The organism is Frankia alni ACN14a (genome assembly GCF_000058485.1).
GTDB classification, from domain to species: domain Bacteria; phylum Actinomycetota; class Actinomycetes; order Frankiales; family Frankiaceae; genus Frankia; species Frankia alni.
This window is the reverse complement of the sequence record NC_008278.1, coordinates 1,063,950-1,089,509: the sequence shown is the minus strand read 5'-3', so window position 1 is coordinate 1,089,509 and position 25,560 is coordinate 1,063,950. Positions and strand designations below refer to the sequence as shown.

24 protein-coding genes are annotated in these 25,560 nt (G+C 73.2%); 2 read left to right on the top strand and 22 right to left on the bottom strand.

The window, feature by feature from the left end; all coding sequences use genetic code 11:
- Positions 1-36: 36 nt before the first annotated feature.
- The 5 genes from FRAAL_RS04385 to FRAAL_RS04365 form a co-directional block, all read right to left on the bottom strand.
- Positions 37-708, bottom strand: a complete 672-nt coding sequence (locus tag FRAAL_RS04385; protein ID WP_041938838.1) for a phosphoadenylyl-sulfate reductase — start codon at positions 706-708, stop codon at positions 37-39.
- Positions 708-983, bottom strand: coding sequence for a hypothetical protein (locus tag FRAAL_RS04380; protein WP_041940160.1), 276 nt, complete (start codon positions 981-983; stop codon positions 708-710). Before FRAAL_RS04380 ends, FRAAL_RS04385 begins: the two co-directional genes overlap by 1 nt.
- The gene (locus FRAAL_RS04375; RefSeq protein ID WP_011602244.1) at positions 970-2,769 is read right to left on the bottom strand and encodes a nitrite/sulfite reductase; all 1,800 of its coding nucleotides are present in this window, start codon (positions 2,767-2,769) and stop codon (positions 970-972) included. The genes FRAAL_RS04380 and FRAAL_RS04375 overlap by 14 nt, the downstream gene beginning before the upstream one ends.
- A gap of 60 nt (positions 2,770-2,829) precedes the next feature.
- Positions 2,830-3,018 carry a putative leader peptide gene (locus FRAAL_RS04370; protein WP_011602243.1) on the bottom strand — a complete coding sequence of 63 codons (189 nt, stop codon included), beginning with the start codon at positions 3,016-3,018 and terminating at the stop codon, positions 2,830-2,832.
- A gap of 272 nt (positions 3,019-3,290) precedes the next feature.
- Positions 3,291-3,821: a response regulator gene (locus FRAAL_RS04365; protein WP_231861504.1), complete on the bottom strand. Its 531-nt coding sequence runs from the start codon at positions 3,819-3,821 to the stop codon at positions 3,291-3,293.
- A gap of 505 nt (positions 3,822-4,326) precedes the next feature.
- Here FRAAL_RS04365 and FRAAL_RS04360 point away from each other — a divergent pair.
- Positions 4,327-5,499, top strand: a complete 1,173-nt coding sequence (locus FRAAL_RS04360) for a helix-turn-helix domain-containing protein (protein ID WP_041938837.1) — start codon at positions 4,327-4,329, stop codon at positions 5,497-5,499.
- 105 nt (positions 5,500-5,604) lie between these two features.
- Here FRAAL_RS04360 and FRAAL_RS04355 read toward each other — a convergent pair whose 3' ends face one another.
- The 8 genes from FRAAL_RS04355 to FRAAL_RS04320 all read right to left on the bottom strand — a co-directional run bounded on the left by FRAAL_RS04355 (position 5,605) and on the right by FRAAL_RS04320 (position 13,088).
- Positions 5,605-6,465 carry a menaquinone biosynthetic enzyme MqnA/MqnD family protein gene (locus FRAAL_RS04355; RefSeq protein WP_011602240.1) on the bottom strand — a complete coding sequence of 287 codons (861 nt, stop codon included), beginning with the start codon at positions 6,463-6,465 and terminating at the stop codon, positions 5,605-5,607.
- Positions 6,462-6,767, bottom strand: coding sequence for a hypothetical protein (locus FRAAL_RS04350; protein ID WP_011602239.1), 306 nt, complete (start codon positions 6,765-6,767; stop codon positions 6,462-6,464). The genes FRAAL_RS04355 and FRAAL_RS04350 overlap by 4 nt, the downstream gene beginning before the upstream one ends.
- Positions 6,767-7,102: a hypothetical protein gene (locus FRAAL_RS04345; RefSeq protein WP_041938836.1), complete on the bottom strand. Its 336-nt coding sequence runs from the start codon at positions 7,100-7,102 to the stop codon at positions 6,767-6,769. Before FRAAL_RS04345 ends, FRAAL_RS04350 begins: the two co-directional genes overlap by 1 nt.
- Positions 7,103-7,113: 11 nt before the next feature.
- Positions 7,114-8,262: an aminofutalosine synthase MqnE gene (mqnE, locus tag FRAAL_RS04340; RefSeq protein ID WP_041938835.1), complete on the bottom strand. Its 1,149-nt coding sequence runs from the start codon at positions 8,260-8,262 to the stop codon at positions 7,114-7,116.
- A gap of 155 nt (positions 8,263-8,417) precedes the next feature.
- Positions 8,418-8,678 carry a hypothetical protein gene (locus FRAAL_RS04335; protein WP_011602236.1) on the bottom strand — a complete coding sequence of 87 codons (261 nt, stop codon included), beginning with the start codon at positions 8,676-8,678 and terminating at the stop codon, positions 8,418-8,420.
- 992 nt (positions 8,679-9,670) lie between these two features.
- Positions 9,671-10,480, bottom strand: coding sequence for a UbiX family flavin prenyltransferase (locus FRAAL_RS04330; RefSeq protein ID WP_011602235.1), 810 nt, complete (start codon positions 10,478-10,480; stop codon positions 9,671-9,673).
- Between the two features lie 115 nt (positions 10,481-10,595).
- Entirely contained in the window at positions 10,596-11,552 is a 957-nt protein-coding gene (mqnP, locus tag FRAAL_RS04325) for a menaquinone biosynthesis prenyltransferase MqnP (protein WP_083866979.1), read from the bottom strand.
- An 84-nt stretch (positions 11,553-11,636) separates the two neighbouring features.
- Positions 11,637-13,088 (bottom strand): menaquinone biosynthesis decarboxylase, encoded by a 1,452-nt coding sequence (locus FRAAL_RS04320; protein ID WP_041938834.1) that lies wholly within the window; start codon positions 13,086-13,088, stop codon positions 11,637-11,639.
- Positions 13,089-13,435: 347 nt separating this feature from the next.
- On the opposite strand from FRAAL_RS04320, the gene FRAAL_RS04315 reads away from it, so the two are divergent.
- The gene (locus FRAAL_RS04315; protein WP_011602232.1) at positions 13,436-13,852 is read left to right on the top strand and encodes a PLD nuclease N-terminal domain-containing protein; all 417 of its coding nucleotides are present in this window, start codon (positions 13,436-13,438) and stop codon (positions 13,850-13,852) included.
- Positions 13,853-14,344: 492 nt separating this feature from the next.
- Here the strand turns inward: FRAAL_RS04315 and ccsB are convergent, their stop codons facing one another.
- The 9 genes from ccsB to FRAAL_RS04270 form a co-directional block, all read right to left on the bottom strand.
- Entirely contained in the window at positions 14,345-15,499 is a 1,155-nt protein-coding gene (ccsB, locus tag FRAAL_RS04310) for a c-type cytochrome biogenesis protein CcsB (protein ID WP_011602231.1), read from the bottom strand.
- Positions 15,499-17,676: a cytochrome c biogenesis protein ResB gene (gene resB, locus FRAAL_RS04305; protein WP_011602230.1), complete on the bottom strand. Its 2,178-nt coding sequence runs from the start codon at positions 17,674-17,676 to the stop codon at positions 15,499-15,501. Before resB ends, ccsB begins: the two co-directional genes overlap by 1 nt.
- Positions 17,673-18,737 (bottom strand): cytochrome c biogenesis CcdA family protein, encoded by a 1,065-nt coding sequence (locus FRAAL_RS04300; RefSeq protein ID WP_011602229.1) that lies wholly within the window; start codon positions 18,735-18,737, stop codon positions 17,673-17,675. The genes resB and FRAAL_RS04300 overlap by 4 nt, the downstream gene beginning before the upstream one ends.
- 34 nt (positions 18,738-18,771) lie before the next feature.
- Positions 18,772-19,338 (bottom strand): TlpA family protein disulfide reductase, encoded by a 567-nt coding sequence (locus FRAAL_RS04295; RefSeq protein ID WP_050997008.1) that lies wholly within the window; start codon positions 19,336-19,338, stop codon positions 18,772-18,774.
- A gap of 241 nt (positions 19,339-19,579) precedes the next feature.
- Positions 19,580-20,359: an SDR family NAD(P)-dependent oxidoreductase gene (locus tag FRAAL_RS04290; RefSeq protein WP_011602227.1), complete on the bottom strand. Its 780-nt coding sequence runs from the start codon at positions 20,357-20,359 to the stop codon at positions 19,580-19,582.
- Positions 20,360-20,543: 184 nt separating this feature from the next.
- Positions 20,544-21,479, bottom strand: coding sequence for a putative RNA methyltransferase (locus tag FRAAL_RS04285; RefSeq protein ID WP_041938833.1), 936 nt, complete (start codon positions 21,477-21,479; stop codon positions 20,544-20,546).
- A gap of 143 nt (positions 21,480-21,622) precedes the next feature.
- Positions 21,623-22,303 (bottom strand): histidine phosphatase family protein, encoded by a 681-nt coding sequence (locus FRAAL_RS04280; RefSeq protein ID WP_011602225.1) that lies wholly within the window; start codon positions 22,301-22,303, stop codon positions 21,623-21,625.
- Positions 22,300-23,658: a glutamate-1-semialdehyde 2,1-aminomutase gene (gene hemL / locus FRAAL_RS04275; RefSeq protein ID WP_041938832.1), complete on the bottom strand. Its 1,359-nt coding sequence runs from the start codon at positions 23,656-23,658 to the stop codon at positions 22,300-22,302. Before hemL ends, FRAAL_RS04280 begins: the two co-directional genes overlap by 4 nt.
- Before the next feature lie 830 nt (positions 23,659-24,488).
- Positions 24,489-25,424 carry a beta-ketoacyl-ACP synthase III gene (locus FRAAL_RS04270; protein WP_011602223.1) on the bottom strand — a complete coding sequence of 312 codons (936 nt, stop codon included), beginning with the start codon at positions 25,422-25,424 and terminating at the stop codon, positions 24,489-24,491.
- Between the last annotated feature and the right edge of the window lie 136 nt (positions 25,425-25,560).

The following is a 25,560-nucleotide window of genomic DNA, read 5'->3' as shown; positions in this document are numbered from 1 at the left end:
GCACAGGTCAGCGGCACAGGTCAGCAGCGGGGTCGGTCAGTGGATGCCGCACTCCGTCTTGTTCGTGCCGGACCAGCGGCCCGCGCGGCCGGCACCGCGGCGGGTGCACGGCTGGCAGCCGACGGAGTCGTAGCCGTCCGAGAGCAGCGGATTGACGATGACCTCGTGCTCGGCGACGTACCGGTCGACGTCGGCGTCGGTCCAGGCGGCCAGCGGGTGGATCTTCACCTTGCCGCGGCGCGCGTCCCAGTCGACGACCTTCAGGCTCGCCCGGCCGGCGGACTCGGCGCGCCGCGACCCGGCGGCCCAGGCGTCGTACGGCGCCAACGCCCGGTCCAGCGGCACCACCTTGCGCATCCGGCAGCACAGGTCGGGGTCGGTCTTGTAAAGGTCCTGGCCGTAGACGGCGTCCTGGCCGACGACGGTGAGCTGGGGGCGGACGCTGATCAGCGGCAGGTCGTAGGTCGCGGCCACCGCGTCGCGGGTGCCGACCGTCTCGGCGAAGTGGTACCCGGTGTCGATGAAGACCACGGGCACGTCCGACCGGATCCGGGCGAGCATGTCGACCAGGATCGCCTCGGCCATGGAGGCGGCGACCACCAGCTTCGGGCCGAACTCCTCGACTGCCCAGCCGAGGATCTCCTCGGCCGGCGCGCCGTCGAGCTCGTCCCCGGCCCGCAACGCCCGGGATTGCAACGTGGCACCCATCAGCTCGTCTCCTCGTCGTCGCGCGCGGCGCCTCGCCGTGCCGTCTGGTCCCCCGCTGCGTCGGGCCTGCCCGCCGGCCTGCCCGCCGGCGTGGCCCCGACCGGGCCCGCGGCGACCGCGAGGGCCGTCAGGTTCAGCCGGAAGGCTCGCCGGCAGGACCGGCACGCCCAGTGCCCGTGCCCGGTGCCGACGCCGTCCGGCGCCGGCTCCGGGACGATGTCCTCCTCGCCGCAGTACGGGCAGTAGAAGGGCACCGCCCGATCACTGCCGGCCATCGCCACCCCCGCCCGCCGGCCCTGCTCCGGCTCCGCCACCGCCACCGCCACCGGCACCGGCACCGGCACCGGCACCGGCCGAGGAACTCACGGCGCCGACGGCGGCCAGCGACGCCTCGTCGGCCCGCTCCGCCCAGTCGGCGAAGCTCTCCCCGTCGGCGCGCTCGTGCCGGTAGGTCTCCAGCAGGCCGACGACGTAGTCGAGCAGGCCGTCGGCGGTGACCTTCAGGCCTCGCGACTTGCGGCCCAGCCGTGACCGGGTGCCCAGGTGGCCGCCGAGGTGGACCTGAAAGCCCTCGACCATCTCGCCGTTGTCGTCGGGGACCAGCGAACCCTTCAGCCCGATGTCGGCGACCTGGAAGCGGGCGCAGGCGTTCGGGCAGCCGTTGACGTTGATCCCGATCGGCTCGTCGAAGTCGGGCAGGCGGCGCTCCAGCTCCTCGATGAGGTCGCGGGCGTTGCCCTTGGTCTCGACGATGGCCAGCTTGCAGAACTCGATCCCGGTGCAGGCCATCGTGCCGCGGCGGAACACGCTCGGCCGGACGACCAGATCCAGCGCCGCGAGCTCGGCCTCCAGCGGGGCCACGGCCTCGTCGGCGACGTCGAGGATGACCAGCTTCTGGGTCGTCGTGGCGCGGATGCGGCCCTGCCCGAACCGATCGGCGAGATCCGCCACGGCGTGCAGGATCGATCCGGAGACCCGCCCCGCCCGCGGGGCGAAGCCCACCGCGTTGCGCCCGTCGCGCTGGCGGTGCACGCCGATGTGGTCGCGGCCCTCGTTGCGCGGCGGTGCCGGCGGCGGCCCGTCGGGCAGCGCGGCCGTCAGATACTCCTTCTCCAGGGTGGTGCGCACCCATTCGGCGCCCATGTCCGCGACGAGGAACTTCAGCCGCGCCCGGGTGCGCAGGCGGCGGTAGCCGTAGTCACGGAACAGCGAGGCGACGCCGTGCCAGACCTCGGCGACGCGCGCCGGCGGCACGAACGCGCCGAGCCGCACGCCGAGCTTCGGGTTCGTCGACAGTCCGCCGCCGACCCACAGGTCGTAGCCCGCACCGAGTTCCGGGTGGACGACGCCGACGAACGCGATGTCATTGATCTCGTGCAGCGTGCAGTGGTCCGCGCAGCCGGAGATCGCGCTTTTGAACTTGCGGGGCAGGTTCGCCAGCGTCGGGTCGCCGACGAAACGCTCGACCACCTCGTCGATCGCGGCCGAGCCGTCGATGACCTCGTCGCCGTCGACGCCCGCCAGCGGGCAGCCGAGGATGACCCGCGGGGTGTCGCCGCAGGCCTCGGCGGTCGTCATCCCGGCGCCCTCGAGGGCGGCCCAGATGGCGGGCACGTCCTCGATGCGGATCCAGTGGAGCTGGATGTTCTGCCGGTCGGTGACGTCGGCGACGTCCCGGCCGTACCGGGTGGAGATGTCCGCGATGACCCGAAGCTGCTCGGCGGTCATTCGGCCGCCGTCGAGCCGGATCCGCTGCATGAAGTAGGAGTCGTCGAGCTCCTCCGGTTCGAGGACCGCCGTGCGCCCGCCGGAGATCCCCGGCCGGCGCTGCGTGTACAGCCCCCACCAGCGGAACCGGCCACGCAGGTCCTGGGGGTCGATCCCGTCGAAGCCGGTGTGCGGGTAGACGTTGAGGATGCGGTCGCGCACCTCCAGCCCGCCTTGGTCCTTCTTCATCCGCTCGTTGGCGTTGAGCGGCTCGGAGTATCCCAACGCCCACTGGCCCGCCCCCTTGGGACGGGACGGGCGTGCGGAACGGACGGGACGGGCAGGAGAAGTCATGAGATCTCTCGATGCGCGGGGAAACGCGACGCCGGCACAGCGGCGCCGCGAACGGGAACGTCAGCGGAAGCGGCGACAGCCGGCGCTGGAGACCCGCAGCAGATCGACGTGCAGGCGCGCGACGAGCATCGGCTCAATCACGAGGCACGCGGCCGCGGGGTGCGACGCGAACCCGCGCCGGGGCGAGACGGGGATCAGACCCGTCGCTCGCTCGACCGGCGCCCCGAGGGTGAGGGCACGCGCAACCACGACCCCATGTTTCCACAGAAGTGACGCTGATGGGCGCGTTGTGGGTCCCAGCACCCCGCCACCAGCAGCGCATCACCCCGCAAACCGGGCCAAATCGGGCGGCTATCGGTGGCCTTTCCGACCTTCCGACACCGCCATCACAACTCTACCGCACCGACGGAGAAAGTGAACAACGCGATCGACGCCGACATTCGATCACGGAAGACTCGGCCGGTCGGACGGGACTCGGGCCGGTCGGGGGCACTCGGGCCCGTCAGAGGCACTCGGGCCCGTCAGGGGGACTCGGCCGCCGGTGCGCGGGCGGCGCAGAGGCGGCGGAGTTGGTCGACCAGCGGGCCGGTGGCGAGGCCCTTTTCCAGCAGGGCGTCCGCGCCCAGGGCGAGCACCCGGTCGAGCAGCGCGTCCTCGGAGAAGCCGGTGAAGATGACCACGGTGGCGTACGGCGCGACCCGCCGGATCCGCGGCAGCGCGCCGAGGCCGTCGAGCACCGGCATCGCGAGATCGAGCAGCACCAGGTCCGGCGCCGTGCGAACGACCTCGTCGATGGCCTCCGCCCCGTTGGCGGCAGCGCCGACGACCACGAAGTCGGGCTCGGTGCTCAGCAGCAGGCAGAGCAGCTCGCGCACGCCGTCCGCGTCGTCCACGACGACGACTCGGCGTGGGGAGTCGGGGCTGCGGGCCGTCCCGGAGGAGCCCCGAGCCGGGGCGACAGCGTCGTCCCGGCCGAGCCCGACGGTGTCGGCGTCCACCGAACGGCCGGTATCCACCATTCTTTTGTACGCGCCCCACCCGACTCCGCGCATCGTCATTCAGGATGGTTTTCGGGGATGACCCATGTCGGTCATCCCCGCGATACCCACAGACCGTGGCGAAGTGCCGCACGCCCGGCGTGACAGTGATAGCCCGCGTTGTGGGAATAGCTCGCCGGAGACGATCTCTCGAAGATTCCGCGATTTTCCGGCAGGACTTCCTCAGCAACACTCCCGTTTCCCAACAAGAGCCCAAGAATACAGGCATAATGTCTCGACGGGTCCGCCGCGCCCCTCCGGTCTTCCGGACGCCATGTAGCCGATCACGCACCTGAAGCGACACAGGCCAGTCCAAGTGGCCCACTTTATGACGGAGAGTAATCATCGCAAGCGTTCGCGTATGGGACTTTTGGCCTCTAGTCTACTAGGGTGCGCCATGGAGTAGCCTGATCACTACCGGTGAATTCCTGCCGGCTCTCGGGGGGCGCGAGAGGCGGCGCACGACGACTGGCCTCCCTCGGTGGGAGGCGACCTCTGCCACGCGGAAGGACGTCAACAGATGCGGCAACGGAGCCGAGGCAGGCAGGGCGCGGCGACCGCTGAAGACCTGCTCCCCGTGGAGGTCCGGCGGCGGCGCTGTGAACGCGTTCTCTCCCGGGACGAGCTCGCCCGGCGCACCGGCTACAGCCGCCAGTACATCTCGCAGCTTGAGCAGCCCAGTCGTGGGATTCCCTCGCGGCCCGTGATCGCGGCCGTCGACGCCGCACTGGAGGCCGGGGGCGCCCTCGTCGACCTGCGCGAGGCGGCCGTGGCGGCGCGGGCCGAGCGCCTGCGTCGCCGGCCCGACCCGGAGCGGGAGTCCCGCCGCCGGGTGTCGGACCTGCTCGACCACCGCCGGTCGGACCGCGAGCTCGACTACCTCGATCGCCTGGTCGCGGACCTCATCGCCAAGGCCGATCGGCTCGACCCGCAGGACGTCACCGCCCGGGTCCTCGATCAGCAGAGCGTGGTCGACAGTCTGCTGGGCACCCCGCTGCTGCCGCACCAGCAGTTCCGGCTGTTCATGCTCGCGGGCCATCTGGCCGGCCTGCTCGCCATCTCGCTGCTCGACGTCGACGAACTCGCGGGCGCGAGCACCTGCTGCCTGGAGGCGGCGGTGTTCACCGAACTGACCGGGCACGAGGGGCTGCGGGCCTGGACCCTCGCCGTCAACGGGCTCATCGACGCCGCCGCCCGGCGGGGATGCGCCGCCGACACCGGCCAGGGGCCGGAGGCCGCCGCGCCGGATGCGACTGTCGACGGCCGCATCGGCGACGGCGGGCTCGGCGGGCCGACCGTCACCCCGTTGCATGGCCGGCCGGGAACCGCGGGCCGCACCCCGTCGATGCCCGCTCCCCCACCGAGCTCTCCCCCACCGAGCGCAGCCCCGCCGGCCAGGTCGGATTCCGCGGAGGGGCCGGCGTCGCCGGTCGGGTCAGGCGCGGCGGCGGAGGCGTTCACGCCGGCCGGGTCCGGCGCGCGCCCGGAGGATGCGGCCTCCTTCGAACCCGCCCTCCCCGGTGGAGACGGCGGCGATTCGCTCGACGAGATGCTGATCGCGCCCGGCGGGCGGGCCACCCCGCCCCGGCTGATCGCCCTGGTCAAGGGGCGCATCGCCCGCTTTGCGACCGCGAACACCCATCGGGCCGTCCCACCGTCCGGCATCTCGCACGCGTTCCGCCCGCCGGTCTGACCACGGGCGCCGAGCTGGCCCTGCCCCGGTCCGACTGACGCCGACAGATCAGACGCCGACAGATCAGGCACCGACAGGTCAGACGCCGTCAGGTCAGACGGCGGATCAGACCTCGGCGAAGGTCATCGCCCGAAGCGGGGGGACATCGCCGCGGCGCGCGGCCTTGTCCGCGAAGGCGCGGATGCCCGCCTGCTGCCGTTCGCCCAGCCGGAAGTCCAGCGTGGTGAAGTAGCGAGCCAGCGTCGCCGGGTCGAACACCTCGAAGCGGGCCGCCCGCGTCGCCACCTGGTCGACATCGCGCAGCGCGAGGTCCAGCCCGGATCGGAACGCGTCGTGGACCTCCTTCACCGTCCCGGGATGCCGCTGCGCGAACGACCTGCGGGCCGCCCACACCGCGAAGACCATCGGCAGCCCGCTCCACTCCCGCCAGGCCGCGCCCAGGTCGATCAGGCCCAGCGGATGGCCCTCGCCGCCGCGTTCGGCATCGTAGGTCGCGCGCAGCGCCACGTCCCCGATGATCACCGCGGCGTCGGCCTCCCGCAGCATCGACGGCAGGTCGGGCGGCATCGTCACGTACGTAGGCCGCAGGCCGTGGCGTTCCTCCAGCAGCATCCGGGCCAGCAGCACACTGGTCCGCGACGTCGAGCCGAGCGCGACGGTGCGGACCTCGGCGAGCGGCACCGCCGTGCTCAGCACGACCGACAGCACCGGCCCGTCGGAGCCGACCGCGAGATCGGGCAGGACGACGAGATCATCCGCGTGCCGGAGGTACTCGACCAGGCTGATCGGGCCGATGTCCAGGTCGCCCGCCACGAGGGCCTCGTTGAGCCGATCGGGGGCGTCCTTGGTCAGCTCGATGTCGAGCAGCGCACCCGAGTGGACCAGGCCCCAGTACAGCGGCAGGCAGTTCAGGAACTGGATGTGCCCGACCCGCGGCCGGGCTTCGGCGCCCGCCGGCCCGGTCAACGACGGCCGCCGTGACGGTTCTCCATCACGGCGACGACCGCGCGGCGCTGCCTCAGCGCCAGCGGATAGCTCATCAGCCCACTGACGGCCAACGCCAGCACGAACGCGAGAAACCCGCCCGCCCCGAGCAGCAGGACGACGGCGAGCACCACCCCGAAGAGCACCGCGCGCAGGGCGAAGTACCGCAGGTTGATGCCGAGCAGGCCGCGTTCCCTCGCCGCCGGGGCCGGGGCCGCCGGGGTCCCCGGTGCCGCGGCCGCGGCCCGCCTCGGGCGCGCGGTGGGACGCTTGCGCAGTTCCATCAGGACCTCCGCTTCTTCGTCGGCACCCAGCCGAGCCTGCGCAGCACGGTCGGGAAGAACCCCAGCCCGAGGAAGACGACGAGCAGGCCGAGCAGGCTGGCGCCGCCGATCGGCAGACCGGCCCAGTCGAGCAGCACGTAGACCGCCACGCCCGGGACGAGGATCACCAGGAAGGCGAGCACGAAGATCGAGCCGATGCCCGGCGCGCCCGGCGGCCGCACCCGCGGAAGGGGGCTGGATCCGGAGTTCACCGACCCGGCGTTCACGGAGCCGGCGTTCGTGGGCGTCGGCTGGCTCGCCGCGCCTGCCGGCGTCGGGTCGTCCTTGCTGGCCATCGACTCCCGCCTCAGGCGTCGATCGAGGTGGGGATCTCGCGGCGGGCCGGATCGGGACCGTCGTAGGAGCGGATCTCCCGGTAACGGGTGTCCCGCTCGACCGGCCGGAAGCCGGCGTCCCGGATGATCGCCAACAGGTCCTCGCGCGTCATCGTGTTCGGGGTACCGAAGCGGTCCGCGTCATGGGTGATCTTGTATTCGACGACCGAACCGTCCAGGTCGTCGGCGCCGAAGTTCAGCGCGAGCTGCGCCGTGGTCAGCCCGTGCATCACCCAGAAGCACTTGACGTGGTCGACGTTGTCGAACAGCAGCCGGGAGACGGCGAACGTCTTCAGCGCCTCCGCGCCGGTCGCCATCGGCTGGTTCATCAGCCGGTTGCGCGGGTCGCCGGCGGCGTCGTGCTGGAAGCGCAGCGGGATGAACACCGCGAAGCCGCCCGTCTCGTCCTGCAGCTCACGCAGCCGCAGCACGTGATCCACCCGGTGGCGCGGCTCCTCGATGTGCCCGTAGAGCATGGTGCAGGGAGTGCGCAGGCCCTTGGCATGGGCGAGGCGGTGGATGCGCGACCAGTCCTCCCAGTGGGTGTTGTGGTCGACGATCCGCTGCCGGATCTCCCAGTCGAAGATCTCCGCACCGCCGCCGGTCAGCGACTCCAGGCCCGCGTCGATGAGCTCGTCGAGGATCTCGTCGGCGGGCAGGCCGCTGATCTTCTCGAACCAGTGGATCTCGGTGGCGGTGAACGCCTTGAGCGCGACGCCGGGCAGCGCCTTGCGCAGCTCCCGCAGCGAGCGGGGGTAGTACCGCCACGGCAGCGTTGGGTGCAGGCCGTTGACGATGTGCAGCTCGGTGATGCCGGCCGGCTCCATCTCCTTGGCGAGCCGGACGGCCTCCTCGATGCGCATCGTGTAGGCGTCGGCCTCGCCGGGCTTGCGCTGGAACGAGCAGTAGGCGCAGGACGCCGAGCAGACGTTGGTCAGGTTCAGGTGCCGGTTGACGTTGAAGAAGGTCCGGTCGCCGTTCTTCCTGGTCCGGACCTCGTGGGCGAGGCCGCCGAGCCAGGCGAGATCGTCACTGGCGTACAGCGCCACCCCGTCGGCGCGGCTCAGCCGCTCGCCGGCGGAAACCTTGGCCTCGATCTCCCGTTTGAGCCCAGCATCCATGACGTCCAGACTAGCCCGCGACACCGTCAGACCTACCCGAGCCGGCCGAGCTGACCCGTCACAACCGTCGGAACCACCCGAGCTGACCCGTCATGACCAGCACAGCCGACCGGGCCGACCCGTCACGAGCGGCCGCTGGGCTGGCCGGCGTCCGCTCACGCGTCCCCACCCTTACCCTTGCCCGCGCCCGGAGGCCGTGGCCCCGCCGCGCCCTTGGCCTCGGCGGCCCGCTGCGCCGCCCGGCGCTGCATCCGCCCCAGCGGCCAGGTCAGCAGGCCGGCGACCGCGAACCCGATCAGCACCGCGAGCAGCAGGTTCACCCCGACCACCGCGAGCACGACCGTGATCACCACGAGGGCGGCCAGCCGGATCAGGAAGTACGGCAACTGCACCCGCAGGTCGACGTCCTGCTGCACCGGCCGCTCCCGGCGCCCCGGCCTGCCCGCGCCCTCGGACCGGCCACCCCCCGCCGCACGGCCACCGCCCGCCGCACGGCCACCGCCTGACGATCGACCACCGCCCGTCGCCGAGTTGCCGCCTGCCGCCGAGTCAGGGCGGCCCGTCCCGGCCGCCTTCGATCGACCCGAACCGCGTCCCCGGCCCTTCGCCGCCCCGCGCCCGTTCGTCGCCATGTCGCCCTCGATCCACTGAACTCCGCGCCCGCCGGCCCGTGGCCACAACCCACCGTCCCCGGCCCTCGGCCGTCGCCGCCCACTCTGCCTGCCTAGGCACCGCCCCTGCCAGAGGGATCCCGGAACTGCCCGGTCGAGCACGAGGCGCCGTCACTTCCGCCCCAACCCGGCAATCTTGGTGTAGGGACATGCGGGCCGAGTCCGACGGCGGTGGTGTCACCGGACGCAGCTTGGAGAGCATGCCCAGAGGTCCTGACCTCGCAAACGACCCCACACGGCATTGGATCAAGCGAGCCGCCGAAGATCGTCTCCATAGCCGAAGATGATCCGCATCCGAGCGCCCAGCGCCCAGCGCCCAGGCATAACGACTCAGCGTTGCGACCTCGTTCACGTCAAGATCTCCGTTCTCGATCTCGGCGCGGATGTCGTCCGAGCCCAGGCCCGCCCTCAGCGAGCATGTCGATCGCCGCGTTGACCGACCGATAGTTGCCCGGATCCAGCCGGTGCAGCGAACGCAGCCACTCCCGCACTTCGCGGAAGTGGCCTTGATCGTCCAGCGAGGAGACGGCCTGGCCGACATGAGTCGGCTATGGCTCGAGCCAAACACGACGCACCGTGATCCCGAACATGTGCGACGGACCGACGGCCAAGCCGCTAGTCGAACGCGTGGACGTAGACGAGCACCAGTGGCCGGATCCCACACAAGTCGTTGGACGCCGCGGAGCTCCACGATGCAAACGGAGAATTTGCCCCGGACAGGGGCCCGGTGCCCCCGGTCAACCCGTCCGGCGGGCGGCCTGGTCGGGTCGTCGGGCGTGGCCGAGTTCGCCGGTCCAGCGGCGGAAGAGGGCGTGGTCGACTCCGGCGGCGTCGAGTACGCGGCCGGCGACGAAGTCGACGAGGTCGGCGGCGGTGCGCGCCCCGGCGTAGAAGCCGGGGCTGGCCGGGGCGACCACCGCACCGGCGTCGTGCAGGGTGAGCATGTGGCGCAGCGTCGCGCCCGTGTACGGCATCTCCCGCGGCACGACGACGAGGCGCCGGCCCTCCTTGAGGGTCACGTCGGCGGATCGCTGCAGCAGGTCCTTGGACAGACCGAGGGCGATCCCGGCCAGGCACGCGGTGCTGGCCGGGACGACGATCATGCCGTGGGTCCGATAGGAACCGCTGCTCGTCGGCGCGGCAAGGTTGCCGGACGCGTGCACCGTGACGAGCGTCTCCACGGCGGCGGCCAGCGTGGCCGGTTCGGCCGGTTCGGCCGGTTCGGCCGGTTCGGCCGGTTCGGCCGGTTCGGCCGGTTCGGCGGGTGATGCAGGTAGAACGGGTGGCGCAGGTACAACAGGCTGCGCGGGACGCGCTGGCGGGGACGTGGCGGCCGCATCGGGAACGGGCTCGCCGAGGGGGGCGGACAGCCAGCGTTCCAGTGGTTGCTGCCAGGCGACGTCGTGCCAGGCGATGCCGGTCTCGTCGAGCAGGGTCAGCCGGGCGGCCCGGGAGAGCACCAGGTCGACGGGCAGCCCGGCGGCGAGCAGGCCGCGCAGCACGGCGGCCGCGTACGGGGTCCCGCTGGCCCCGCTCACGCCGACCACCCAGGGCACCCGCCCACCGCCCGCCGGGGCATCGGGGCCGCCGCGGTGTTGGCCGGGCTGCTGGTCGCGGCCCTGCAGGTCGGGAGTGGTCACGGCGGGGATGGGCGGGGCCGGCTCAGACCGACAGGCCGCGGCTGATCAGGTCGGCGACGGCGAAGACGAACAGGGCGATGCCGACGAAGCCGTTCGCGGTGAGGAAGGCCCGGTTGACCCGGGACAGGTCCTTCGGCGAGACGATCGCGTGCTCGTAGCTGAACGCCGCCGCCGTGACCGCGAGGCCGGCCCACCACCAGGCGCCGTTGTTCTCCATCAGCCCGTAGGTGACGAACAGCGCGAAGGTGACGACGTGGGTGACGGTGGAGCCGATGAGCGCGCCGCGGACCCCGAACCGCGCCGGCACGGACCGCACGCCGATGCGGCGGTCGACCTCGGCGTCCTGGCAGGCGTAGATGAGGTCGAAGCCGCCGATCCAGGCGCCCACCGCGAGGCCGAGCACGACGGCGGCCCACGACCAGTGGCCGGTCACCGCGATCCAGGCCCCGATGGGCGCGACGGCCTGGGCGATGCCGAGCACGGCGTGCGGGAAGTCGGTGAAGCGCTTGGCGTAAGGGTAGATCACCAGGGGCGCCACCGCGATCGGGGCGAGCGCGAGGCACAGCCAGGACAGCGTGGCGGCGGCGGCGAGGAAGACGGCGAGGGCGACGACGGAGCCGACGACGGCGACGCGCACCGACACGGCGCCGGTGACGAGCTCCCGGCCGGCGGTGCGCGGGTTGCGGGCGTCGATGGCGCGGTCGATGATCCGGTTCGCGGCCATCGCGAAGGTCCGCGCGGCGACCATGGCGACCGTGACGAGCCCGAGGGCACCCCAGTGCACCGACCCGGACGCGGTGAACGATGCCGCCAGGGCGGCGATGTAGGCGAACGGCAGCGCGAAGACGGAGTGCTCGATGGCGACGAGCCGCAGGAACGCGCGCACGTGCCCGATCGCCTGCTCCTGGCCGCCGCCGGCGCCTCCGCCGGGCCTGGCGGTGCCACCCGACGCGCCCGGCAGGAACGCCGCGTCACTCACCGCGCGCACCCACCCGTCGCCTCTCCTGCTTGTCCGGAGGCATTGGTGTCCGAAATATCCCTCTGGACAGGCGAAAAGAGGTGGTCACAGGCCGTACTCCTTCCAGCGGCGGGTCACCTGGGCCCGGACGGCGTCGTCCATGACGATCTCCTCGGGCCAGCCGCCCTCGCGGCGGTAGCCCTCGGTCGGCAGCTTGCGCGTCGCGTCCACCCCGACCTTGCCGCCCCAGAACTGCTCGTAGGAGGCGTGGTCGAGATGGTCCACGGGGCCGATCGTGGTGATCAGGTCGTGGGCGTAGTCGACGTTGCCGAACGCCCGCCAGGCGACCTCGGCGTAGTCGTGCACGTCACAGTCGGCGTCGACCACCACGATCAGCTTCGACAGCGACAGCAGCCCGGCGCCCCAGACCGCGTTCATCACCTTCTGCGCGTGCTTGGGAAAACGCTTGTCGATGGAGACGATGCAGCAGTTGTGGAAGACGCCGGCCTCGGGCAGGTCGTAGTCGACGATCTCGGGGATCATCATCTTGATCAGGGGGCGGAAGATGCGTTCGGTGGCCTTGCCCATCGGCCCGTCCTCCTGCGGCGGGCGGCCGACGACGATCGTCTGGAAGACCGGGTCGCGCTGCATCGTCATCACGTCGACGTGCAGCGCCGGGAACGGCTCGACCGGCGTGTAGAAGCCGGTGTGGTCGCCGAAGGGGCCTTCGGGCAGCCGTGCGCCCGGCTCGAGCCAGCCCTCCAGCACGATCTGGGCGTTCGCCGGCACCCGCAGCGGCACGGACAGGCAGTCGACCATCTCCACCCGCTCGCCGCGCAGGTAGCCGGCGAACAGGTACTCGTCGATGTCGGCGGGCAGCGGCGCGGAGGCGGCGTAGGTCACCGCCGGGTCGCAGCCGAACGCGATCGCCACGGGCAGCCGCTCCCCGCGCCGCTCGGCGACGGCGTGGTGGGCGTTGGAGTCCTTGTGGATCTGCCAGTGCATGCCGACGGTGCGCGCGTCGTGCCGTTGCAGCCGGTACATCCCGAGGTTGCGGGCGCCGGTCTCCGGGTGACGGGTGTGGGTGAGGCCGAGGTTGAGGAAGGCGCCGCCGTCGTTCGGCCAGGCGTGCACGCCGGGCAGCCGGAACAGGTCGACGTCCGGCCCCTTGAGCACGACGTCCTGGCAGGGCGCGGTGCGGACCCGTCGCGGCGGGATCGAGGTGAGCGAGGCGGCCTTGCCCAGCGCGTCGCGCAGCCCGGACAGGCCGGTCGGCAGCTCCGGGCGCAGCAGCGCGGCGAGCCGGTCGCCGATCTCGTCGAGGCGGTCGACCCCGAGCGCGGTGGCCATCCGGGCCTCGGTGCCGAACAGGTTGATGGCCAGCGGCATGTCGGCGCCGCGGGGGGACTCGAACAGCAGCGCCGGCCCGCGCTCGCGGACCACCCGCGTCACGATCTCGGTGACCTCCAGGTGGGGGTCGACGGGCACGGAGATCCGCCGCAGGTCCTTTCGCCGTTCGAGATGCGCGAGGAACGCACGTAGATCCGCCCAGGCCATGCCTCCATCCTGGCAGCCGGCGCGCCCGGCCGTCCGGGCTCCCACCATCCGTCACAGTTGAAACCCGGGGAGTCACGACGCGCGGCTGTAACGGTAAGCGGGCGGACGCCGGCAGCGGCTGATGGCGGACCGGCCGGACGCGGGCCGGGGCCGGAGGGCACACTAGGGATACACGGGCCGGCCATCACCGCGACATGTGCGCTCTCCGGGGAGGGCGCCGCACGCTCGTCTGCCCCCTTCGGCGATGCCGCGTAGGGCCGGGACTACACACCCGCCGACCGATGTTCATACCCGATATGTCGAACCGGATGTAATCGATCAAGGAGAGCGGAAGGAGCGACCAGCCTGTGCTGGGCCTCGCACTGAGTTTCGTGTTCATCGGTTTCTGGGCGTACATGGTCGCCGACGTGTTCGGGACCCCGTCCGACGAGGTACGCGGTCTGTCCAAACCGATCTGGATCGTGGTCGTGGTTCTCTTCGCCCTCGCTGGTGCCGTCGCGTGGTACTTCTTCGGACGGCCGCGGGCGAACGGGCTCGGAGCGCGCCCGCCGCGGCGCGCGGTCTCGGACCACCCGGCCTTCGGCCAGCGTCCGACCTGGGACGTCGACCGCCGCGAGGGGGGCCTGGGACGGCCCGGCTCGCGGATGGGTACCCGGCGCCCGGCCGTGCGCCCCAAGGGCCCGGACGACGACCCGGAGTTCCTCCGCGAGCTCGCGGACCGCATCCGCGGCGGCGACGCGGAGCCGCCGTCCGCCCGCGGCTGACACCGCCCCTGCCCCAAGCCGAGGCGGCACCGCCCTATCCCCCCAAGGCCATACCCGCTCGGCCCGAACCGCACCACACACTTGGACGGCACCCACGCCCGGGCCGCACCCACGCCCGGGCCGCACCACACGCCCGGGCGGCCCATGCGGCACCGCGTGCACCCGCACCTGGCCACACCGGTCACGGCCGAGCTGAACCGAGCTCGGCCGTCCGAGACTGCTCCGGGACCCGGGGCCACGCTCGGCCGCGAGGGCGATCCTGCCGGCAGGGCCGGGTGCGGTGCGTTCTGCCCGGTGAACCCGAGAACCGGGCCCATCGCACCGCGATACCCGCACGTCCCCAAGCCGGCTGTCACCGGTTCGTGACCGTGGCACGCTCCGGGGGCGTGGACGCCACCGCGTCGTCCGCGCCCCTGATCACCACCAGGGACGCGTGCAGGGGCCCCGGAGGCCCGGGGCCCCGCCCGACCCTGGGTCGGCGGCCGCCGTTGGTCAGACGCCCGCGTAGGAGTGCAGGCCGGTGATAACGAGGTTCACCAGGTAGTAGTCCACGAACAGCGCGGTGAACGCGACCAGGGAGATGGCGGCGGCCCGCCGGCCCCGCCAGCCTGCGGTCGCCCGCGCGTGCAGGTAGGCCGCATAGCAGACCCAGGTGATGAACGACCAGGTCTCCTTGGGGTCCCAGCCCCAGTACCGGCCCCACGCCGCCTCGGCCCAGATCGCCCCGGCGATGATCGCGAAGGTCCAGATCGGGAACGCGAACGCGATGACCCGGTAGGACAGGGTGTCGAGAGCCGCGGACGACGGCAGGCGCATCACGATGCCGCCGCGGCTCTGCATCGCGCGGCTGGCGTCGGCCCGGCCGGCCGCCACCTCGGCGAGCCGGTTCTCCCAGCGCTCCTTGACCAGGAACAGCACCGTGGTCACCGCGGAGATCAGGAACACCCCGCTGGAGACGATCGCACCGACCACGTGGATCTTCAGCCAGTACGAGTTGAGCGCGGGCACCAGGGGCCCGGGCGCGACGTAGAGCACCGTGCCGGCGAAGCCGAGGTAGAGCACCACCGGCACCATGACGAAGACGCCCAGCCAGCGGACCCGCTGCCGGGTCATCAGGGCGAGGAACGTCGTGACCGCGATCAGGCAGATCATCGACGAGTACTCGTACATGTTGCCCCAGGGCACCCGGTCCGCCGCGATGCCACGGGTGACGACCGAGCCCAGGTGCAGCGCCCAGCCCACCACCGTGAGCAGCACGGCGATCCGCCCGATCCACTGGGCGCGGGCGGGCACCTCGACGTCGCCGTCGTTGCCGGCGACCAGGGTGTGAGCGGCGGTGTCCCGCTGGCGCACCGCCTCGATCTCGCGGGCGCGCGCCGCCGCGAGCGCGGCCGCGGCGGGATCGTCCGGGTCGATCTCCGCGACGGATCCGGCGTCCGCGGGGGCGCCGGCCCCGACGAGCACGGCCGGCCGATCGGCCGCGCGGGCGGCGGGAACCTCGACCGCCAGCTCCGCGGCACCGCGGCGCGCGCCCAGGCGGCTGAACGCGAACTCGGCCGCGTAGCCGAGCATGGCCGCGGCGTAGACCGCCATGCCGCTGCCGAACAGATGATCGGAGAGGCTGGCTACGCCCTCGTTGACCGCCATCAGTGCTCCCGTTCGCTGGCGTTCGACGCGGCGCCACCGGCTGCGGTGCCGCGCGATTCCGTAGTGCCCGGCGCCGCGGCGCCAGTGCCCGGCGCCGCGGACGTGTCCGGCGGTGCCACGGCCCCGGACGGTGCCGCCGGACCCGCCGACTCGGGCGACCCCGGCGACCCCGGCGACCCCGCCGACGGCGCCGGATCCCGTCCGCCGGTCGGGCCGGTGGCCTCGCGGACGAGGGTGGTGAGCTGGCCGAGCTCGACGACGAAGCCGTCCCCGTGCGACCGGGACAGGCCGCCGATCTCGACGACGGAACCGCCGCCGGGCGCCGGGCTCGCCCGGACCCACAGGCGGCGGCGGTGCACCCGCAGGCTGGCGATCAGCCCGACGATGATGAGCACCGCGAAGATCAGGGCCTCCCGCTTGAACGGGTCGGACTTCACCTGGAAGGTGGCGAACTCCGCGACGCTGTCGGCTTCGAGGCTCAGCCCGCCGGGCAGCCCGGTCAGGGTCCGCTGCCGGGGGTTGTTCACAGCGAGCACCTGAGCGTTGCGGGCCGCTCCGGCCGGGCCGGTCAGGGTGAGCTGGCGCATGTCCCGGGTGTCGACCGTGTACACGTTCTGGGGCACGCCCTCGTCGAGGTGGAGGTTGCCGACGAAACCGGTGATCGTCAGGCCGGGTGCGCGGGCCGCCGGGAAGGTCGAGACGTAGCCCTGGGTCGGGTCGAGGTGCGTCGTCGGGGTGAACACGCCGCTGAAGGCAAGCTGCTGGGGCTCCTTGCGGACGCCGAGCGGCGCCAGGCCCGTGTCGGGAATCTTGACCGTGCAGGTCGAGGTGAACATCCCGTCGCGCGGGGTGCAGGGCACGTTGCCCTGCCAGACGGTCCGGCCCCGGGCGTCGCGCAGGACGAAGTGCGGGGCGTACCCGTGCCCGATGAGGTAGATCTTGGCGTTGCCGAGGACCAGCGGATGGTTCACCCGGATCGTCGCCTGCCGGGTCGGTGCGTCCAGGTCGGGCGAGTAGGTGACGTCGGCGCGGAAGTCCGACGGCTCGCCGTTCGGCTCGTAGGCGGCCGCGAAGCGGTTCAGCGTCAGCGAGAACGGGCGCAGCTTCGCGGTGTCGACGAGCTTGCCGCCGCTGAACTGGTCGTACGAGATGATCGTGTTGGCCATGCTGTCCCCGGTGACGACGAGCGTGGTCCCCTGGTAGCCGAACCAGGAGCCGAAGCCGACCGCGGCGAGCAGCCCGACCAGCGCGACGTGGAAGACGAGGTTGCCCGTCTCGCGCAGGTAGCCCTTCTCGGCCGCGACGGAGTGGTCCGCCGAACCGTCCGGCCGCCGCGTCCCGGCGCGGGCGACGCTGGCGCGGAACCGGCGCCGGCGCAGCGCCGCGCGCGCGGCGGCCGTCGCGTCGGCGGGGGCCAGCGGGCTGGTCCACGCACTGCCACCCGGCAGCCGGCCGGGCCGCGCCGGCGCCTTCGGCGGGGCGGTGAACAGCGCCCTGGCATGCCAGCGGATGCGCGACGACAGGCAGCCGATCAGCGAGATGAACAGCAGCAGGTAGATCGCCGCGAACCAGGGGGCGGCGAAGACGTCGAAGCCGGAGAGCTTGTCGAGCAGGGGCCCGAGGGTCTGGTGCTTCGACAGGTACTGATCGACCCGCATCGGGTTGATGTTGCGCTGTGGCAGCAGCGACCCCGGCACGGCGGCCAGGGCGAGCAGGAACAGCAGTACCAACGCGGTGCGCATGCTGGTGAGCTGACGCCAGGAGCGGACCGCGAGCGCCAACGCCGGATGCCGCCCGGCCCGGGTCCCGCCCGGCGCCGGGCCGGGTTGCCCGCCGGCGCCGTCGGCCCCCCCGGCCGCGGCGCGGCGAGCACCTCCGGCTGCGGCGCGGCGAGCTCCCCCCGCAGGGGCCGGGTCCGGGTCGAGCCCGTCAGCCCGGTCGGCCCCGGGTGGCGCGAACGCGTCCGGCGCGACGGCGACGCGGGCATCGGCGTGCCCCTCGGGCAGTCGACGCCCGCCCGAGGAGTCCGGGTCGAACCCGACGGCCTCCTCGTCGATGGTGCCCGCCGAATCCAGGGTGCCCGCCGGATCGGCCGCGGCCGGGTCGCCGGGGCCCGGCTTCGGCGCGAGGTCGGTGGCCGCACCGGCAGGCTGGTGGGGACGGGTGGAAGAGGTCACAGCGGCGTCTCCGAGAAGCCGGGGGCATAGGGCCGCAGGTTCGCGATCAGGTCGGCCCACTCCCCGGTGAGTTGAAGCACCCCGACCGCGACGAGCAGCACGCCACCGGCCAGGGTCAGGGCGCGGGTGTGTCGCCGCAGCAGGTGCAGGGCGCCGACGGCACGCCGGAAGGCGAGCCCGACGGCGAGGAACGGCAACCCGAGTCCGAGGCAGTACACGGCGGAGAGGAACGCGCCCCGCCCGGCCGTCGCACTCGTCACCGCCAGCCCCTGCACCGCCGCCAGCGTGGGGCCGAGGCAGGGGGTCCAGCCGATGCCGAACAGCACACCGAGCACCGGCGCGCCGAGCAGGCCGGGGCGCGGCAGCCGGTGGATGCGCCACTCGCGGTTCGCCCAGGACATCCGGGAGAACATCCCGGCGAAGGCCAGACCCATGACGATGGTGAACGCCCCCAGGATCTGGCTCACCCCGACCTGATGGCGGACCAGCCACTGACCGAGTCCGCCGAAGGCCGCACCGAAGGAGACGAACACCGCGGTGAACCCGAGCACGAACAGGCCGGTGCCGGCGGCGACCCGCCCGCCGACGCGCAGCCGGCCCAGCCGCGGCCCGAGACCCGCGAACCACCCACCGCCCGCGCCGTTCCCGGCACCTCCGACGTCACCGACGTCGCCGACGTCACCGACGCGCCCGTCGCCGGCGTTGCGCCCGTCGCCGGCGTTGCGCCCGTCGCCGGCATTGCGCCCGTCGCCGGCCGCGAACGGACCGACCCGGCCGACCCGCAGCGGTGCGCCGGCCGGTGCCGGCAGCGGCGGCGCGGCCACGGCGGCGGCCATGGCCGCCGCAGGCGTGGGCTCGGGCTCGGGCGAGCTGGCCGGTGGCCGAGCGGGGCGGCGCTGGCGGTCCTGGAGCTCCTCGCCGGACAGGCCGGTGATGAAGCTGAGGTAGCCGGGCACCAGGGGCAGCACGCACGGTGACAGGAAGGACAGCAGCCCGGCGGCCGCCGCGACCGGGGCGGCGAGCAGCACGGGCCCGTCCGTGACGAGCCCGACCACGCTCACCGCGGGTCCCCCGTCCCGCTCGGCCGCCGCCCGCTCACGCCTCGGCCTGCAACCGGGTCAGCACGGGCTTGAGGTCGTCGTCGGGCACGACCGGGCCGGTGAACCGGGCCGCGATGCGCCCGTCCGCGTCGAGCACGAAGGTCGACGGCAGTCCCGGGGCGACCGGCCAGCCAGCGGCGAGCGTGCCCAGCCGGTCGACGACGCTCGGGTACGGCACGCCGTTGTCACGCACGAAGGCCTTGGCGCCCGACGGGTCCTTCTCGTTGACGCCGAGGAACGCCACCGTCGGGTTCGCCTTGGAGAGCCGCACCAGACCCGGCGTCTCCGCCCGGCAGGGAGCGCACCACGAGGCCCAGAAGTTGACCACGACGATCTTGCCGCGCAGGGACGCGACGTCGAAGTCGGCACCGTCGAGGTTCTTCCCGGCCAGTCGGGGCGCCTCGTGCCGGTTCCCGGCCGGGACGAAGTCCTTGCCGGCGGACTGCTGGACGAAGTTGAAGCCTCCGCCGCCGGTCGCGTCGACCGTGCCTCCCCCGCCGGAACAGGCCGCCGCGAACCCCGCCACCGCGAGCATCACCGCGACGAACCCGACCCGCCTCATCCTGGTCCGCTGCCGGCGCGACCCGGCGAACCGGTCGTGGACAACGTCTGCCACCGGCGTGTCCGACCTGTCACCCGACGCGGACCGCCGTCCCTTCTCCGCCACGCGAACCAGTATGTGCCCTGCCCCTTCCCGGCCCGGAACCCGTCTACGACCAACTGTAGAACTCAACTCAGCGTAGGCGGCCAGGCTGGCCGGCGCGCGTGGAGTTCGACACGGCGGACACCACTGGGCTCGGCGGCTACCAGGTGGGTACCATCCCCCCGTCGACCCGGAGGTCCGCGCCGGTGATGTTCCCGCTGCGGTCCCCGGCGAGCAGGACGACGGCGGCAGCGACCTCCTCCGGTGTGCTGAACCGGCCGGTCACGGAGCTGCCGGCCGCGGCGTCGACGACGCTCGCGGGATCCGCGCCGGTGGCTCGCGAGACGGTGGCGGCGACGCCGTCGGACCCGAGCCACAGGTCGGTGGCGACCGGGCCGGGACTGACCGTGTTGACCCGCACGCCCCGGCCACCGACCTCCCGGGCCAGCGACTTGCAGAAGTTCGCCAGCGCGGCCTTCGCCGCGCAGTAGTCGATGACCGCCGGATCGGCGAGGACCGAGTTCACCGAACTGATCGTGACGATGGATCCGCCACCGGCGGCGAGCATCAGCGGCAGCGCCGCCCGGGTTGCCCGCACCGCGGCGAGCAGGTTCAGGTTGAGTGTTCCGAGCCACATCTCGTCGGTGACCGAGCCGAACCCGCCGGTCCGGGCGGGCGCGGAACCGACGTTGTTGACCAGGATGTCGACCCGCTCGCCGGCCCGCTCGACGAGCGCGGCCGGACCGTCGGGGGTGGCCAGATCCACCAGGTGGACCCGCACCGCGCCGCCGGCCGCCAGCTCGTCGAGCTCGGGCGAGCTGCGACGGGCTCCGGCCACCACCGTGGCGCCCTCGGCGACCAGGGCCCGAACCACCGCCAGGCCGATGCCCCGGCTCGCCCCCGTGACGACGGCGATCCGCCCGAGCAGTCCCATGTCCATTCCGAACCTCCATCGTCGGCCGAGCCGTGTCCGGCCGTCGAGTGTGACCGCCGGTGTCCGTGCGGGCCGTCCCGGCGCCCTCCGGGCACCGCCGCGCAGGCAGGCCAGGGCCGACGGCTGGTCCGGTCCTGAACGGGATGACCAAAGGGGTGACGCCGCCGGGTATCGCGCAGCGAACGGTCCCTCATCCGCGCGGCCGATAGCACCGGACCGCGAGGCGGACGGTCACCGCGGCGTGACGCCGCGGCCAGGCCGCCGCCGCACGAGCACGCAGGTCCTCGGCCGTGCGGTGGTGGCCGGTCGGGCCCATCAGGGCCAGGTCGACGGCCTCGTCGGGGGACAGCACGAGCGGAATGTCCAGGCGTTCGACGGCGGCCGGGGCGAACCGGTCGGCGATCCGCTCGTCGAGTCGGTCGCCCTTGTCCGGCTGGATCCCGACCAGCCCGAGCGGGTCCCGAAGCTCGGCGAGATGGCCCGGTTCGGGGGTGACGACGATGAGCAACCCGTCTGGTCGGAGCACCCTGCCCATCTCGGCCGGGTTGCGCGGCGCGAAGACGTCGAGGAGCACGGTGACGCAGCCGTCGGCGACCGGCCACGGGCCGGCGGCGTCGAACGCGACCGCGCCGATCCGGGGGTGGGCCCGCGCGGCCCGGCGCAGCGCGTACTTCGACACGTCGACCGCGACCCCGGCCGCCCCGGCGGGCAGCGCGGCGAGCACTCCGGCCAGGTGATGGCCGGTGCCGGCCCCGATCTCGAGCACCACCGGCCCTGCGCCGGCCGGCCCCGGATCGGCCAGCCCCGGATCGGCCCGCGAGGCGGGGTGAGTGATCGTGCCCGCCTCCCGGCCCGGGGCCTGCGCCGTTCGGACGGCGGGCGGCCCGGCGGTCGCGAGCTCGGCCAGCCGGGTGGTGAGCGGCCGGTAGTGCCCGGCCCCGAGGAAGGACTCCCGCGCGGCGACCATGGCGGCGGTGTCGCCGGCGACCCGGCGGGCGCGGCCGGTGCGCAGGTTCACGTAACCGCCGCGCCCGAGGTCGAAACCGTGCCCGGTGGCACAACGCAGGGCACCGCCGTCCCGATGCAGCGCGCCGGCGCACACCGGGCAGCGCAGCACCGGCAGCACCGCATCGACACCGACAGCGCCGAACCCGCCATCACCGACACCGCCGCCAACGCCGCCAACGCCGCCGACATCGGCGTCACCGGCACCGCCGCCGACGACGGCGGGTTCAGGCGGCGCGGGCGGCCGGGGCGGGTTTGGGCCGGTCAGGCGCCGACCGATCCGGGCAGGTTCGCGGTCGGGCCGTTCGGTTCGGCGTACTCGATCCCGACGAGCTCCCGTCCCCGGTAGACCGCGGTGGTGACGCTGGCCAGGCCGCACTGACGCCGGTCGGGACGGTGCCACAGGTGCACCCCCTCCAGCGCCCGCCGCGCCGTCCACACCGGGAGCTGGTGGCTGACCAGCACGACGTGCCGCCCGGGATGGGCGTCGCGCCACTCGGCGGCGGCGGCGAGCATCCGCTCGGCGATCTCGGTGTACGGCTCGCCCCACGACGGCCGGAACGGGTTGGCCAGCAGCCGCCACAGGTGCGGGTAGCGCAGGACCGCGGGGCCCGCCTCGAACGGTTTGCCCTCGAAGGCGTTGCGGCTCTCGATCAGCCTCGGGTCGACCTCGACGGGCAGGCCGTGGGCGGCGGCGATGGGAGTGGCCGTCTGCTGCGCGCGGTCCAGGGGGCTCGCGACCACGGCGGCGACGTCCAGCCCGGCGAGGAACTCCGCCGTCACCTTCGCCTGGCGGTGGCCCGTCTCGGACAGCCCGAATCCGGGCAGCCGGCCGTAGAGGACCTTCTCCGGGTTGAAGACCTCCCCGTGGCGGACCAGGTGCACCCGTGTCAGCGGGCCCCGCCCCGGCTCGTCGTCCGCCGGTTCCAGCGCCGGGCCGCTCACGACCGGCCCCCGCTGGTCGCGGGCACGGGAGCCGGTTCGGGCACGGCGGCGGCGGCGCGGGCGGCGGCGGGCGCGGCGGCGGCGATCCGCTCCATCGTGGCGTCGTCGTGGGCGGCCGAGACGAACCACGCCTCGAACGCCGACGGCGGCAGGTAGATCCCCGCGTCGAGCATGCTGTGGAAGAACGCGGCGTAGCGGGCGGCGTGCTGCGCCTGGGCGCCTGCGTAGTCGACGACGGCCGCGGCGTCGGTGAAGAAGAAGCTGAACAGCGAGCCGGCGCTGCTGGGCAGGTGGGCGACGCCCTCCTCGGTGAGCGCCGTCGACACGATGCCGGCGACGTCGACGGCGCGGGCGTCGACGGTGGCGTAGACGTCGTCGGTGCAGGCCCGCAGGGTGGCCAGGCCCGCCGCGACCGCGATCGGATTACCCGACAGGGTGCCGGCCTGGTAGACCGGGCCGGCGGGCGCGAGCCGCGCCATCACGTCGGCGCGGCCGCCGAAGGCCGCGGCGGGCAGCCCCCCGCCCATCACCTTGCCGAAGGTGAACAGGTCCGGCGACCAGTCCTCGATGGCGCCCTCGTTGCCCCACCAGCCGGCGCGGGAGATCCGGAAGCCGGTCATCACCTCGTCGAAGATGAGCAGCGCGCCGTGGACGTCGCACAGCCGGCGCAGCCCGGCGTTGAAGCCGGGCAGCGGCGGGACCACGCCCATGTTGGCCGCGGCGGCCTCGGTGATGACCGCGGCGATCGTGTCGCCGCGCTCGGCGAAGACGGCCTCGACCAGGGCGAGGTCGTTGTAGGGCAGGACGATGGTGTCGGCGGTCGCGGCGCCGGTCACGCCGGGGGTGTCGGGCAGTCCGAGGGTGGCCACGCCGGAGCCGGCGGCGGCGAGCAGGGCGTCGACGTGCCCGTGGTAGCAGCCGGCGAACTTGATGATCGTCGACCGGCCGGTGAAGCCCCGGGCCAGCCGCACGGCGCTCATCGTCGCCTCCGTGCCGGAGTTGACCAGACGCACCTTCTCGACCGGGCCGACCCGCTCCACGATCAGCTCGGCGAGCTCGACCTCGCCCGGCGTCGGCGTGCCGAAGCTGGTGCCGGCGGACACCGCCCGGGTCACCGCCTCGACGACGGCGGGATGGGCGTGGCCGAGGATCATCGGCCCCCAGGAGCAGACCAGGTCGACGTAGGTACGCCCGTCCGCGTCCGTCAGATACGGGCCGTTGCCGGACACCATGAAACGCGGGGTGCCGCCGACGGCCCGGAAGGCGCGGACCGGGGAGTTGACCCCACCGGGAACGACACGCTCGGCACGCCGGAACAGCTCTTCGGAGGCCGGCGCGGCAGAGGGAACCACCATGCCCACGATCCTCGCAGGTCCACTCGGTCACCTGCGCCTCGCGTGGCCAGCGGCACGCCAGCCGCCACCCGTCGGCGTGGCGGCGAAGCGCCGGTGGAGCGCCGCCGGTGGACGGGGGTCTGCCCCGGCCGCCCACCGGCGGCGGTCTGTGCGCCGGACCCCGGCCGGCCGGGGACGCGGATCGCGCCCGCCAGCAGCTCCGAGGCCACCTTCCGGACCGCCGTCGCGGGCGGTTCGGCAGGGATGCCGGGCCCGGGGCGGAGGCGGAGGGATGGCGACGTTGTCCTGATAGTGCCCGCTGCAACGGCCACGCGCCCGGCGCCGAACGACTGATCGATAGGCGAGCCTGGCCTAGCCGGGGGTCCCCCGACGGGTGGTTCGCCGCAGCAGCGGACTTTCCGGCCGGGCCACCCCGCGGATGGCCCGTTCGGGCGTGAGCACTCTCACCCCGCGCGACGCCGAAGGCGCAATTCCTCGCGGTCGTACTCGGCAGCGCGCTCTTCGCCGCGGTCGGCGCGTTCATGGCGGCCACCCTCGGCCACGAGCCACGGTTCGCCGCGATCTGGTTGCCGGCGGGGATCGTCGGCGGCGTCGGGATCGGCGCCGTGCTCACCGGGCTGTCCTCGATCTCGGCCGTCTCGGTGCCCCCGATCCGATTCTCGGTCGGCACCGGGCTGACGCTCACCGCGCGCCAACTCGGCGGCGCCGTCGGGGTCGCCGTCATGGCCGTGCTCCTCACCGGCGACACCCCCGACCCGCTGGGCAATTCTCTCGACGTCTACTGGTTCTGCGCGATCGCCGCCTTCGGCGCGATGCGCGCGGTGCCGGCCTCAGGGACAGCGCACGATCTGGCCGGCGTAGGACAGACCACCGCCGAAGCCGAAGAGCAGCACCGGGGCGCCCTTGGGAATCTCGCCGCGTTCGACGATCTTGGAGAAGGCCAGGGGGATACTGCCGGCGGACGTGTTACCGGATTCCACCACGTCGCGGGCGATGACGGCGTTCACCGCACCGATCTTGTGGGCGAGGGGCTCGATGATCCGCAGATTGGCCTGGTGGAGCACCACGCCACCCAGTTCCTGGGGGGTGATGCCGGCACGTTCACACACCTGCCGGGCGACAGCGGGCAGCGCGGTGGTCACCCAGCGGTAAACGGCCTGCCCCTCCTGGGAGAAGGTGTTCGTCGGGGTCTGGATGCGAATTGCATGTCCCATGTCGGGCACGGATCCCCAGACCACGGGACTGATCTCCGGCTGCTCGGCAGCGACGACCACGAGGGCGCCGGCACCGTCGCCTACCAGCACACAGGTCGTCCGGTCGGTCCAGTCGGTGAAGGCGGTCAGTTTATCCGCGCCGATGACCAGTGCCCTGGTCGCGGAGCCCGCGCTGATGGCGTGGTCGGCCGTGGCCAGGGCGTGGGAGAATCCGGAACACACGGTGTTGATGTCCAGGGCCGCAGGGGCAGGGATCCCCAGGCGGAGAGCCACCCGGGCCGCCGTGTTCGGAGAGCGGTCCACGGCCGTGCACGTGGCCACCACGACCAGGTCGATCTCGTCGGCAGCGAGTCCGGAGTTGGCCAGGGCCTTTTCTGCGGCTTGCGCAGCCATGTCCGCCACGGACTCGTCTTTTCCAGCAATATGCCGGGTGCGGATGCCCACCCGCGTTCTGATCCATTCGTCGCTCGTGTCGACGAGCTCCGTGAGGTCGTCGTTTGTCAGTATTCTGGTCGGCTGATAATGGCCGAGAGCCAGCACTCGAGAGCCCATTTCGGGAGGCATCCCCTTCAATCGACGGAAGGCTGGCCGCCCTCCTGTGCCGGGAGTGCGGCTCTGACCGTTGACCTGCATACGTTCTGGCGAGCCTGAACTCCCACTCTAGCGCCGGACTGATATCAACCGTCTT